The organism is Microvirga arsenatis, assembly GCF_009910705.1.
Classification (GTDB): Bacteria; Pseudomonadota; Alphaproteobacteria; order Rhizobiales; family Beijerinckiaceae; genus Microvirga; species Microvirga arsenatis.
In genome coordinates this window covers 18186-30827 of sequence record NZ_JAAAXJ010000007.1, presented here as the reverse complement: position 1 = coordinate 30827, position 12642 = coordinate 18186, and the positions used below count along the sequence as shown (strand labels likewise).

Below are 12642 nucleotides of genomic sequence, written 5' to 3'. Positions count from 1 at the left end.
ATTGCGCGAGGGCGGGAAGCATGCCAACGCTTCCGCATTGAGCCTTCGCGCTTGTCCGTCGATCCATCCTTCGCCACGCCCCATGACGCATCTCTCCGAATACGGCGCCCTCTTCGCCGCCGCCTTCCTTTCGGCTACGATCTTCCCGTTCCAGTCGGAGGCCGTGCTCTTCGCCATGCTGGTGGCCGAGCATTACACTTGGTGGATGCTCATCCTCGTGGCGAGCGTGGGCAACATTCTGGGCTCGATCGTAAACTGGTTCCTGGGCCGCTTCTTCGCCCATTTCGAGGATCGCCGATGGTTTCCGGTGAAGCGCCATCAGATGGCCAGGGCCGAAGCCTGGTATCACCGCTACGGGCGCTGGACCCTGCTGCTGAGCTGGGTCCCCATCATCGGCGATCCGCTCACCATCGTGGCGGGGTTGCTGCGCGAGCCCCTGCGATTTTTCATCCCCCTCGTGGCACTGGCGAAGACCGGGCGGTATCTCGCCGTCGGAGCCTTGAGCCTGGGGTGGATTTGAAGCCTACTGTCATTCCGGGGCCGCGTAGCGGAGCCCGGAATCGCAGTGGGACGTCTCTCACGGCCCCTGCAGGCTCGACCAGATCTCCTCCAGGTGCCGCGGCCCGAGGACGGCGCCGGAATTGGCGCGGATCACCGCCTCCATGCCGGCCGGAGCCTCGTTGGTCATGGCCCAGTGAACCGCCTCGCGCAGGGTGGCGAATTCCCGGATGTCGCTGGGGTGGCCTTGGCCGGCCGTGCCGATGGGCTCGTATTGCAGGTGGGCGGGGGCGTCCAGTTCGTCCTTGCTCAGCATGGGGCGGTCCTGTCTCGTTCAGGATGGCTCAGGCAGGACAACGCCTTCAGGCAGGAGGCGTTTCAGCCCTGTGCTCCTCCCGGGCCTCTTCCCACACCTCGCGCGCCGCATCGGCGTTGATCGCCGCGATGGCGAGGCCCACGATGAGATCCGGCCAGGCGGAGAGGGTCGCCGCCGTCACCAGCCCGGCGCCGACGATGGCCACGTTGGCGAAGGCGTCGTTGCGGGCGGAGAGGAACGCCGCCTTCGTCAGGCTGCCGCCGTGCTGGCGATGGCGGGCGAGCAGGAGGGCGCAGGCGAGGTTGACCGCGAGCGCCCCCATCCCGGCGAGCGACAACGGCACGGGCTCCGGCGCGACCGGCGCCCAGAACTTCTCCCAGGCCATCCAGAGGGTGGCGAGGCCCGGCACGAGGATGATGCCGGCCAGCACCATCCCGACCCGCGCCCGCATCCGGGCCGTGAGGCCCATGGCCAGCAGGATGAGGAGGTTGATGGAGGCGTCCTCCAGGAAATCGACGCTGTCGGCGAAAAGCGACACCGACCCGATGGCGAGCGCCACCGAGAACTCGACCCCGAAATAGCCGAGGTTGAGGGCCGCCACGACGGCGACTGCCCGGCGCAGGGGCTGGCTGACGGCCTGCTGGTTCATGGATATCCCCCCGCGTCGGGTCCTAGCAAACGCGACGGGCTGTTTCCAGCCGGGCGGGCCGGCGAGCAATTCCATTGCGGCACGGCAGGCGCGACCACAAGGAATGGCAAATTTTCTTGCAAATCGCGCAATTTGAGTCGAACAAGGCCCAAAGTCTCAGGGGAAGCCATGCCAGCCTATCGTTCTCGCACCACCACCCACGGCCGCAACATGGCAGGGGCCCGCGGCCTCTGGCGGGCCACGGGCATGAAGGATTCCGATTTCGGCAAGCCGATCATCGCCGTGGTCAACTCCTTCACCCAGTTCGTGCCGGGCCACGTCCACCTCAAGGACCTCGGCCAGCTCGTGGCGCGGGAGATCGAGAAGGCCGGCGGCGTCGCCAAGGAGTTCAACACCATCGCGGTGGATGACGGCATCGCCATGGGCCATGACGGGATGCTCTATTCCCTGCCCTCCCGGGAGCTGATCGCCGATTCCGTCGAGTACATGGTCAACGCCCATTGCGCCGACGCGATGGTGTGCATCTCCAACTGCGACAAGATCACCCCCGGCATGCTGATGGCGGCGCTTCGCCTCAACATCCCGGTCGTGTTCGTCTCCGGCGGGCCGATGGAGGCGGGCAAGGTCGTGCTCAACGGCGTGACCAGGAAGCTCGACCTCGTGGACGCCATGGTGGCCGCCGCGGACGACAAGGTGGCCGACGAGGACATCAAGGCCATCGAGCGCTCCGCCTGCCCCACCTGCGGCTCGTGCTCGGGCATGTTCACCGCCAATTCCATGAACTGCCTCACGGAGGCGCTGGGCCTGTCGCTGCCGGGCAACGGCTCGACGCTCGCCACCCATGCCGACCGCAAGCGCCTCTTCGTGGAAGCGGGACACCTGATCGTCGACCTCGCCCGCCGCTATTACGAGCAGGACGACGCAAGCGTGCTGCCGCGTTCCATTGCGTCGTTTGCCGCCTTCGAGAACGCCATGACCCTCGACATCGCCATGGGCGGATCGAGCAACACGGTGCTGCACCTGCTCGCCGCCGCGCACGAGGCGGAGGTTGACTTCACCATGGCGGACATTGACCGCCTGTCGCGCCGCGTGCCGGTGCTGTGCAAGGTCGCGCCTGCGGTTGCGAACGTCCACATGGAGGACGTGCACCGCGCCGGCGGCATCATGGGCATTCTCGGTGAGCTCGACCGCGCAGGGCTGCTCGACACCTCCGTGCCGACCGTCCATGCCGAGACCCTGAAGGCGGCCCTCGACCGCTGGGACGTGCGGCGCACCAACTCCCATGCGGTGCACGACTTCTTCCGCGCGGCTCCCGGCGGCGTGCCGACGCAGACCGCCTTCAGCCAGGAAAGCCGCTACGACAGTCTCGACACGGACCGCGCCTCCGGCGTGATCCGCGATGCGGAGCATGCCTTCTCGAAGGATGGCGGCCTCGCCGTGCTCTCCGGCAATCTCGCGCTCGACGGCTGCATCGTGAAGACGGCGGGCGTGGACGAGAGCATCCTCGTGTTCTCGGGTCCTGCCATCGTCTTCGAGAGCCAGGACGATGCGGTGAGCGGCATCCTCAACGGCAAGGTCAAGGCCGGCGACGTGGTGGTCATCCGCTACGAGGGACCGCGCGGCGGGCCGGGCATGCAGGAGATGCTCTACCCCACGAGCTACCTGAAGTCGAAGGGCCTCGGCAAAGCCTGCGCGCTCATCACCGACGGGCGCTTCTCCGGCGGCACCTCGGGGCTTTCGATCGGACACGTCTCGCCGGAAGCGGCGGAAGGGGGCACCATCGGCCTCGTGCGGGACGGCGACCGGATCGAGATCGACATCCCGAACCGCCGCATCCACCTCGCGGTGGACGAGGCGGAGCTGGAGCGCCGCCGCGCCGAGCAGGAGGCCAGGGGCTGGCAGCCCGCCGCCCCCCGCAAGCGCAAGGTGTCCGCAGCCCTCAAGGCCTATGCGATGCTCGCCACCAGCGCCGCCAAGGGCGCCGTGCGCCAGATCTGACCGGCGCGAATACGCGCCCGAGGATCTCCCGCGGCAGCGAAGCCCCTGCCCGGTGCGGCCCTGACCCGCGTTATCCTTCCGGTGAAGCAAACTCCCCCTGAATCCCCGATTCAGGGGGAGTTCTTTTGTGCTTACCTGTTCGCGTCGAAAGGACGGCACCACCAGGAACGACCGTCCAGCGCCCCCACGGGGTGCAGGGCACACAGGGGGCGCGAGAACAACACCGGTCTCGGGGCGCATGCATGGCTTCTGCGGAGGAGATCTTCACCTGGGAGGGCATCAGCCTGCCCTCCTATTGGGGCGGCAACTTCGCGACGCCGAGCGGCCGGGCGGCCCTGGACGCGATCCGGGCCGCGGGCGCCAACACCGTGACCCTGGTCCCGAGCTTCTTCATGCAGACCGAGTTCAGCAGCACGGTGCGGCTGAACCTCGACCCGCACAACCCTGCGAACAGCGAAAGCGATACCTTCGCGCAGGTGGAGGCGGCGATCCGGAGCGCGGCGGCCAAGGGCCTGAAGGTCGTGCTCAAGCCGCATCTGGAAACGGACAACCGCGTGTGGCGTGCCGAGATCGCGCCTGCCGATCCCGATCTCTGGTTCCGGAACTACAAGAGCATGATCGTGGAATACGCGAGGGTGGCGCAGGCCGGGGGCGCCGCCATGTTCGTGATCGGGACCGAGATGAGGAGCATGACGGCTGCGCACTACACCGCGAAGTGGATCGACATCATCGATGCGGTGCGCGCCGTCTACAACGGCCCCCTGACCTATGCGGCAACGGATCCGGAGGCCGCGCAGGTGGCGTTCTGGGACAGGCTCGACGTCATCGGGATCAATGCGTACTTCCCGATGACCGACAGCGACGATCCTTCCGTCGCGCAGTTGATCGATGCATGGATCAAGCCCTCGCCCATCGGCTACACCGACGCGATCCACAAGGGGATGTCGGCCGTCGACTACTACAGGTCGATCGCAGCCCAATGGGGCAAGCAGATCGTCTTCACGGAAGTGGGCTATCAGAGCATCGACGGCACCGCCCGCGACCCTGGCGTCTACGAGCCCGCGGGCACGCCGGACGATCAGGAGCAGAAGAACGCCTACGAGGCGCTCTTTCATGTCATGCAAAATTACGGCGGGTCGTGGCTCGACGGCGCGTTCCTGTGGAGCTACCAGACCGTGGCGGATGCGTATTGGGCGTCCGACTACACCACCCAGGGCAAGCCCGCGGATGCCGTCGTGACGACGGGCTATTCGAGCCCCGCCCACGGCGCCGGGCTGATGCGCATCGGCACGGCGGGCTCGGACTGGCTGGAGGGCGGGTATCACAACGACCTGCTCCATGGCGGCGGCGGAGCCGATATTCTCTGGGGCGGCGCGGGCGGCGACGTGCTGGACGGCGGCACGGGCGCCGACGTCATGCGCGGCAAGTCCGGCAACGACACCTATCTCGTGGACGAATCCGGCGATCAGGTCATCGAGGACGGGCCGGGAGGCGGCAGCGACACCGTGGCAAGCTCGGTCAGCTATGGACTGCCCGCCCATGTGGAGAATCTCACGGCCTTTGGCGCCTCTTCCCTCACCCTGATCGGCAATGCGCTGAACAACGTCGTCACGGGAACGGACGGGCATGACGCGATCGATGGCGGCGCGGGGGCGGATACCATGAGCGGCGGCCTCGGCGACGATACATACCGGATCGACGACCGCGCCGACCGGACCATCGACAGCGGGGGCGTCGATGCCGTCATCGCGAGCATCACCCATGCGCTCGCCCCCGATGTCGAGCACGCCGTGGCATCCGGCGCATCCTCCGTTGCGCTCACCGGCAACGCATCCGCCAACATGCTCACCGGCAATGCCGGGCGCAACCTGCTCGCGGGCGCCGCCGGCAGCGACAGCCTCTCCGGCGGCGGCAGTCACGACACCCTGAACGGCGGCTCCGGCAACGACAGGCTGTCAGGCGGCGCGGGCAGGGACAGCTTCGTGTTCGACACCAGGCTCGGCACCTCCAAGACGGACCGGACGGTGAACTTCGACACGATCGCCGATTTCTCGGTGAAGGACGACACGATCCGGCTGGAGAACAGGATCTTCACGAAGCTGAAGAAGACCGGCACGCTGAAGGACGAGTTTTTCGTCACCGGCACCCAGGCCAAGGACAGGAACGACCACATCGTCTACAACAAGAAGACGGGCGTGCTCTCCTACGACGCCGACGGCTCGGGAATGGGCAGGGCGGTCGAGTTCGCCGTGCTGAAGAAGAGCCTGGCGCTCACCTCAAAGGACCTCCTCGTCCTCTAGAGGCCAAGCGGCATGTGCGAAAACGCACATCAGATTGGATGGCACCCATCATTTTTCTGCCTCGAACCCCGTCTCCCCCTCCAAACGAGGAGTATTCGGCGCGAAGACGCCTTCTATCTCGCCCCGTTACAAGATAACCATGGGGAAGCGAGATGCCGAAACGAGGACATGCAGGTCCGGATGCTCCGGGCCGCGATGAAGTGTCGAACGCCTGTGCAGCCCGGCGGATGATCCGCCTCTTGCAAAGAGCGCCGGCGCCGGGCGCCCTGGCCCTCTCTCTCGCCGCGATCGCTGCTCCGCTCGACCGGGCGCAGGCGGCGTGCACGTCGAGCGTCTCCGGCGGGCGGACGAACGTGGTCTGCTCGGGCAACACCACCGACCATTACTGGGCGCGGGAGAACACGCCGTCGACGGTCGAGGTGCAGGCGGGCACGACCATGCAGACCAGCGGCGCCGCCATCCGCGTGGAAGGCGACAGCACCGTCACCATCGACAACGGCGCAACGGTCACCGTCACCGGCGGCAACGGAGATGGGGCCTTCAACGCGATCTATGCCGAGGACGACGGCAGCACGATCGTCAACAACGGCACGGTGGCGACGCAGCAGAACTCCGTGGACGGCATCGAGGCCACGGGCAGCCGGAACACGCTCGCGAACGGAGGCCGCGTGACCACCCAGGGCATCTCGTCGGAGGCGATGATCGCGCGCGGCCACGACAACGTGCTGCGCAACGGCGGCAGGCTCGAAACGTCGGGCTCGTCGGCCCGCGGCATGATCGCGGAGGGCAACAACAACACCTTCGTCAATACCGGCACGATCAGCACCACGGGCGCCGGCGGCGAGGGCATCCGCGCCGATGGCGGCGGCGTCACGAACCCGGCGCGGAACGCGACCATCGTCAACCGGGGCACCATCGCGACGACCGGCTTCACCGCCGACGGCATCCGCCTGATCGGCAACGCCGGCACAGTCACGAACGAGGGCACGATCACCGCATCGGGCGCCGAGGCGCGCGGCATCAAGCTCGAGGGAACCGGCAACCGGGTGGACAACCGCGGCACCGTGCAGGGCCTGGGCACCGACGGCGAAGGGCTCTACGTCATCAGCAATGCCGGCCAGGGCAACACCATCATCAACCATGCGAGCGGCCGGATCCTGAGCCGCGACGAGGTCGCCCTGCGCGGCCGCTTCGGCGCGGAGGACGTGGAGAATTTCGGGCTCATCCGAACGGACGTCGCGGGCGGCGCCGCCATCGATCTGGGCGACGGCAGCGACTCCCTGCTCATCGGCGCCAGCTCCACCATCCAGGGCCTCGCGAGAGCCGGCGCCGGCACGGACACCTTCAAGCTCGGAGGCGCGACGAACGCCGCCTTCGACGTGCGCGAGATCGGCGCCGGCGCCAAGTACCGCGATTTCGAGCGCTTCGAGAAGGTGGGCACCTCCACCTGGACGACGGAGAAGGACAACAACGCTGCGATGCCGTGGGCCGTGCGCGAGGGCACGCTGCTCGTGACGGGCAGCATGGGCGGCTCCGACATGACCGTCCATCGCGGCGCGACGCTCGGCGGCACGGGCACCGTCGGCAGCATCGATGCGCTTGCGGGCAGCATCCTCTCTCCCGGCGTCGACGGCGCCGCGAGCCGCGCGGGCGTCGGCGACATCCGCACCCTGAACGTGCGCGGCGACGTGAACATCGCCGCCGGCACCACCTATCGCGTGGATCTCAACAACCGCTTCGAGAGCGACCGCATCGTGGCCGACGGTCGGGCGACCATCCGGGGCGGCACGGTGGAGGTCCATGCGGAGCGGGCCGCCTACTCGCCGGGCCGCTGGACGATCCTCACCGCCCGGCAGGGCGTGACCGGGCAGTTCAGCGACGTGGACGACCTGATCTTCTTCCGGCCGATCCTGACCAAGGACGCGAACAACGTCTATCTGGAGCTCCTGCCCGTCTTCACCGACCGGCCTCCGCCCGACGCTCCTCCGGAAGATCCGAGCCGCCCGAGGCCTGCCCCTCCCCTGCAACCGGAGACCACGCCGCCGGTCACGATCCTGCACCACGAAAACCTGTTCCGTGCGGCGGTGCTGTGCCGCCTGCGCTGCTCGGCGTCCAACGCCATGGGCGCGATGCCGTCCTTCGTCGCCATCGATTCCGTTCCGGTTCAGTACGCGGCCGATCTTCCCGGGCGCCATGCCCCGCCCGCCGCTCCCGTTGCCGCCGCGCCGGCACAGCAGGGCACCGGATGGGGCGCGTGGGGCAAGGTGCTCGGCTCCGTTGGCCACAGCGAGGCCACGCCGGTCTCGGCCGCCATGGACCGGGCCACGGGCGGCATCGTGGTCGGCGTCGATGCGGGCCTCGGCACCCCCTACCGCCTCGGCATCGCGGCGGGCTATCTCGCCACCTCCTTCGACATCGACGCGGCGGCAGCCTCGGGCGACATCGAGAGCTTCCATCTCGGCGCCTACGGCTCCGCCGCCTTCGGGGCCCTCGGCCTGCGCGGCGGCGTGGCCTATGCCCATCACGAGATCGACCTCTCCCGCAATGCCGTCGCCGGGCGGTTCCGGGGCGGCGCCGCGAGCACCTCGGCGGATTCCGTGCAGGTGTTCGGCGAGATCGGCTACACGTTCCGGCTTGCGGAGCGGGTGACGCTCGAGCCCTTCGCGGGCCTCGCCTATGTGCATGTGAGCGGCCATGACGTCGTGGAGAACGCCTCGCCGTACCGGGCAACGGGCGAGGTCGCGGCGTTCGACACCCTCTATTCCACCCTCGGCGTGCGGCTCGCCGCCACGGTGCCGACCGAATCAGGCGCCCTCACCTTCAAGGGCATGCTCGGCTGGCGCCATGCCTTCGGCGACGTGCGGCCCGAGGCGCGCTTCACGGTGGACGGCTTCCCGACGCCCTTCCTCGTGGTCGGCGCCCCCATCGACCGCGACAGCCTGGTGGTGGAGGTGGGCGTGAACTGGCAGGTGAACGACACGGTCACCCTCGGCGTGATGTATGACGGCGCCATCGGCCGGCGCGACCAGGAGCACACCCTGCGCGGCTCCTTGAGCGTGCGATTCTAGGACGGACGGCAGCGGCGGGGTCTCCCGCCGCTGCCAAAGGTCTCAGGCACCGCATTCGGCCTTGACGAAACACTGTGTCCTGGATTCCTGTGACGTTCAGAGCCCGCTCAGCCGCAGGATGCCGATGAACCGCTTCGCATGGACCGCCAGCTTTCTCCTGCTCGCAGCGCCGACCCATGCCCAGACGGCGCCGGAGAGCAGGCCGCTTCAGCTCACCGTCCGCCCTTCGGGCGTGGACGGCGAGGCCAACGAGGCGGTCGAGCGGCAGCAGAGGCTGCTCAAGCGCCTCGAGCGCAGCAACCACATGGTGCGCTCCATCTGCATCAATTGCGGCGACGACTGGAAGCACCAGATCTACGCGCCCTTCGATCCCATGGCCTCCTTAAGCCGCTCCGGCCGGGTTTCCGAGGAGCCCGGTAACTAATCTTACAGCTTGGGACAGAGGTCCCAGGCAAAACGGTTGTGCGCCACCCCTCGACCCTCTATATCCGAGGAGGTGAGGACGACCTCATCCTTTCATGACGCCCGGTAGGGACGGCCCTGCCAATGACGGAGGTCCTGTCATGGCATGGATTTGGCTTGCGCTCGCCGGCTTGTTCGAGATCGGCTGGGCGATCGGCTTGAAGTACACCGACGGCTTCAGCCGTCCGCTTCCCTCCGTTCTGACGGCCCTGAGCATGATCGTCAGCGTCCTGCTCCTCGGCCTCGCCCTCAAATCCCTCCCCGTCGGAACCGGCTATGCGGTCTGGACCGGGATCGGCACCGTGGGAACGGCGCTGCTCGGCATCTACCTCTTCGAGGAACCCGCAACAATGCTGCGTCTTGTCTGCATCGGGCTGATCGTCTCCGGGATCCTCGGCCTGAAGATGGCTTCAGGATAGCTTGGGCTGTTAGGGTGGCAGCGTCATGAGGGCATTCACGCACATCAGGCCACACGCTTCGGCTCGGGGACTCCGGGCCTTCGTGCTCGTGGTGTGCCTGGTGATCCTCGGGCTGGAAGGCTGGCGCGACTGGCACGAGCGGGAGCAGGAATTCGCCCGCATCCAGAGCGAGATGAAGAACCTCGCCAAGTCCCTGAGCCAGCATGCGGAGGACATCTTCAACCTCGCCGACGCCATTCTCGTCGACGTGGTGGACCGGATCGAGACCGGCGGCGCCACGCCCGCCGTCATCGCGGCCATGGACGGCTTCTTCACCGAGCGGATCCAGACGCTCCAATCGGTGAAGTCGCTGACGGTCTATGGCGAGGACGGCCTTCTGCTGAGCAGCTCGCTTCCCGGACACCGCTACAAGGTGAACGCTCAGGAGCAGGCCTTCTTCCAGCACCACAAGAACACGATCGACGGGAAGCTCCGCTTCGGATCCCTGATCCGCGACCCGCTCGGCAGCGACTGGGTGCTGACCGTGTCGCGGCGCCTCGCCAAGCCGAACGGCACCTTTGCCGGCGTGGTGCAGATCAGCATCCCGCCCCGCTACTTCGCCAATTTCTTCGGCCGCTTCGACATCGGCTCCCAGGGCACCGTCGCGCTTCTGGGCACCGACGGCACGCTCCTGTCCCGCTATCCTTACCTCGAATCGGCCATCGGAGTGAAGCAGGCCTTCAGCGCATGGGCCGAATCGGGCAGGGTGCCGGGCTTCGGGGAATATGTCTCCCCCATCGACGGCGTGGCGCGGTTCGCGTCCGTTCAGCGCAACCACATCTATCCCGTCATGGTGCTTGCCGCCGTGGGACAGGAGGAGGCCCTCAAGAACTGGAACGAGGAGTTCGTCTTTCGCACGGTCGCCATCGTCATCCTCGTCATCCTCATCGGCACCCTCGGCTGGAACCTTGCCGGGGAGCTGCGCCGGCGCGAGGCCGCAGAGGCGGAACTCGCCGTTCTGGCCACCACCGACGGCCTGACGAGCCTCGCCAACCGGCGCACCTTCGACCGGCGGCTCGAGACGGAATGGCTGCGCGCCGCGCGGGAGAAATCGCCCGTGTCCCTGCTTCTGGTCGATGTGGACCAGTTCAAGGCCTATAACGACATCTACGGCCACCAGGCCGGCGATTCATGCCTGCAGGAGGTTGCCAGGACCATTGCCGGCGCGGCCCGCAGGCCCGCCGATCTCGTCGCGCGCTACGGGGGCGAGGAACTGGTCGTGCTGCTGCCCGGCGTCGACGAGTCCGGCGCGGCTGTCGTCGCCGAGGAGATCCGCGCGAAGGTGGAGGCGCTGACGGTTCCGCACGAGGCGAATGCGCCGATCGGCATCCTCACCGTCAGCGTCGGCAGCGCCACCCGCGTCCCGAGCCTCGACCGCTCCCGCATGGGCCCGAAGGACCTGATCACCCTGGCCGACGCGGCCCTCTACCGGGCCAAGCAGGGCGGCCGCAACCGCGTGGCCACGGCCCAGGCGGCGTGAGCCCCTCGGTTCAGAACACGCATTCCGTGAAAGCCGGCTGCACGGTGCCGTTCCAGCGTCCGTGATACAGCTCCAGCAGGCGCTCCGCCTGCGTGCGGCCCGAAGACACGATCTCCTCCGCATAGGCGAGATGGCGCGTCTCGTCCCGGCCGGACCCGTCGAGGAAGGCGCGGCGCCTGAGGCCTTCGCGGGCGAGCGCCACCGCATCGCGGGCCACGTCCTGCACGGAGCGGCCGGCGATGGTTGCCTTCAGCGCCAGCTTCGGCACGTCGGCGCGCAGCCGCTCGCGCTCCTGTGCGCTCCAGCCCTTCACGAGCTCCCAGGCTCCGTCGAGCGCCGCGTCGTCGTAGAGAAGGCCGGTCCAGAAGGCCGAGAGCGCGACGATGTGCTCGAGCGAGCCCACATCCGCGCCGCGCATTTCGAGATAGCGCTTCAGGCGCACTTCCGGGAACAGGGTGGAGACGTGGTTCGCCCAGTCCGATCGCGTGGCGCGCTCGCCCGGCAGCGGCGCGAACCTGCCCGCGAAGAGATCGCGGAAGGAGGCGCCGGCCACGTCGTGATAGGTCGAGCCGCGCTTGACGAAATACATCGGCACGTCGAGCGCCCAATCCACGTAAGCCTCGTAGCCGAAGCCCTCGTCGAAGGCGAAGGCCATCATGCCCGTGCGGTCCTTGTCCGTGTCGAGCCAGATCCGCGAGCGCATGGACAGATAGCCGTTGGGCTTTCCGTCCGTGAAGGGCGAGTTGGCGAAGATCGCCGTCGCGATGGGCTGCAGCGCCAGCGACACGCGCAGCTTCCTCACCATGTCGGCTTCGGACGCGTAGTCCATGTTCACCTGCACGGTGGACGTGCGGTACATCATGTCGAGACCGAGCGAGCCGACCTTCGGCATGTAGTCCGTCATGATGCGATAGCGCGCCTTCGGCATCACGGGCGTTTGAGCGCGCGTCCAGAGCGGGCTCATGCCGAGGGTGAGGAAGCCGATGCCGAGCCCTTCGCCGACGGCCTTCGCGTCGGCGAGGTGCCGGGCCGTCTCCTCCGCCGTGTCATGGAGCGTCCTGAGCGGTGCGCCGGACAGCTCGAACTGCCCGCCGGGCTCGAGCGAGATCGCGCCGCCGCCCGCATCATCGGCAAGGCCGATCGGGTGGTCGCCCTCCATGATCGACGCCCAGCCGGTGCGCTCCTGCAGCCCCTCCAGAAGGGCGCGGATGCCCCGGCTCCCCTCATAGGGAACCGGCGAGGCATCGGCCTTGTAGAACGGAACCTTCTCGTGTTCGGTGCCGAGCCGCCAGGATTCGCGCGGCTTCTCGCCGGAGGCGATCCATTCCACGAGCTCCGAACGCGCACCGATGGGGGTCGTATCGGATACGTCCCGCGCCATGCATCACCTCATCAAAAAGCGCGTTCAAGGCG

Annotated in this window: 10 protein-coding genes; 7 read left to right on the top strand and 3 right to left on the bottom strand. The window is 67.9% G+C overall.

All coding sequences use genetic code 11. The features are described 5' to 3' along the window. Positions 1-82 precede the first annotated feature (82 nt). Positions 83-520 (top strand): YqaA family protein, encoded by a 438-nt coding sequence (locus GR303_RS14155; protein WP_161722900.1) that lies wholly within the window; start codon positions 83-85, stop codon positions 518-520. A 57-nt stretch (positions 521-577) separates the two neighbouring features. Here the strand turns inward: GR303_RS14155 and GR303_RS14150 are convergent, their stop codons facing one another. Together GR303_RS14150 and GR303_RS14145 are read right to left on the bottom strand one after the other, a co-directional pair. Further along, positions 578-814 (bottom strand): hypothetical protein, encoded by a 237-nt coding sequence (locus GR303_RS14150; RefSeq protein WP_161722899.1) that lies wholly within the window; start codon positions 812-814, stop codon positions 578-580. Positions 815-860: 46 nt separating this feature from the next. Then, on the bottom strand, positions 861-1463 hold the full coding sequence (locus GR303_RS14145) for a cation transporter (protein WP_161722898.1): 603 nt from the start codon (positions 1461-1463) through the stop codon (positions 861-863). A gap of 168 nt (positions 1464-1631) precedes the next feature. Between GR303_RS14145 and ilvD the strand changes: the two genes are divergently transcribed. The 6 genes from ilvD to GR303_RS14115 all read left to right on the top strand — a co-directional run bounded on the left by ilvD (position 1632) and on the right by GR303_RS14115 (position 11229). Then, positions 1632-3461: a dihydroxy-acid dehydratase gene (ilvD, locus tag GR303_RS14140; protein ID WP_161722897.1), complete on the top strand. Its 1830-nt coding sequence runs from the start codon at positions 1632-1634 to the stop codon at positions 3459-3461. Positions 3462-3703: 242 nt separating this feature from the next. Next, entirely contained in the window at positions 3704-5761 is a 2058-nt protein-coding gene (locus GR303_RS14135) for a glycoside hydrolase family 113 (RefSeq protein ID WP_161722896.1), read from the top strand. Between the two features lie 239 nt (positions 5762-6000). Continuing rightward, positions 6001-8829, top strand: coding sequence for an autotransporter family protein (locus GR303_RS14130; protein WP_161722895.1), 2829 nt, complete (start codon positions 6001-6003; stop codon positions 8827-8829). 124 nt (positions 8830-8953) lie between these two features. Next, the gene (locus GR303_RS14125; RefSeq protein ID WP_161722894.1) at positions 8954-9253 is read left to right on the top strand and encodes a hypothetical protein; all 300 of its coding nucleotides are present in this window, start codon (positions 8954-8956) and stop codon (positions 9251-9253) included. Positions 9254-9392: 139 nt separating this feature from the next. Beyond that, positions 9393-9710, top strand: a complete 318-nt coding sequence (sugE, locus tag GR303_RS14120; protein WP_161722893.1) for a quaternary ammonium compound efflux SMR transporter SugE — start codon at positions 9393-9395, stop codon at positions 9708-9710. 25 nt (positions 9711-9735) lie between these two features. Further along, complete coding sequence (locus GR303_RS14115) at positions 9736-11229, top strand: sensor domain-containing diguanylate cyclase (RefSeq protein WP_161722892.1); 1494 nt, start codon at positions 9736-9738, stop codon at positions 11227-11229. A 10-nt stretch (positions 11230-11239) separates the two neighbouring features. Here GR303_RS14115 and GR303_RS14110 read toward each other — a convergent pair whose 3' ends face one another. Next, entirely contained in the window at positions 11240-12610 is a 1371-nt protein-coding gene (locus tag GR303_RS14110; protein ID WP_161722891.1) for a glutamate--cysteine ligase, read from the bottom strand. Positions 12611-12642 lie beyond the last annotated feature (32 nt).

Bases quoted from the DNA above. Each gene is read 5' to 3' on its own strand.
- GR303_RS14150 (WP_161722899.1), bottom strand. From the start codon at position 814: ATGCTGAGCAAGGACGAACTGGACGCCCCCGCCCACCTGCAATACGAG.
- ilvD (WP_161722897.1), top strand. From the start codon at position 1,632: ATGCCAGCCTATCGTTCTCGCACCACCACCCACGGCCGCAACATGGCA.
- GR303_RS14155 (WP_161722900.1), top strand. From the start codon at position 83: ATGACGCATCTCTCCGAATACGGCGCCCTCTTCGCCGCCGCCTTCCTT.
- GR303_RS14145 (WP_161722898.1), bottom strand. From the start codon at position 1,463: ATGAACCAGCAGGCCGTCAGCCAGCCCCTGCGCCGGGCAGTCGCCGTC.
- GR303_RS14135 (WP_161722896.1), top strand. From the start codon at position 3,704: ATGGCTTCTGCGGAGGAGATCTTCACCTGGGAGGGCATCAGCCTGCCC.
- GR303_RS14125 (WP_161722894.1), top strand. From the start codon at position 8,954: ATGAACCGCTTCGCATGGACCGCCAGCTTTCTCCTGCTCGCAGCGCCG.
- sugE (WP_161722893.1), top strand. From the start codon at position 9,393: ATGGCATGGATTTGGCTTGCGCTCGCCGGCTTGTTCGAGATCGGCTGG.
- GR303_RS14115 (WP_161722892.1), top strand. From the start codon at position 9,736: ATGAGGGCATTCACGCACATCAGGCCACACGCTTCGGCTCGGGGACTC.
- GR303_RS14110 (WP_161722891.1), bottom strand. From the start codon at position 12,610: ATGGCGCGGGACGTATCCGATACGACCCCCATCGGTGCGCGTTCGGAG.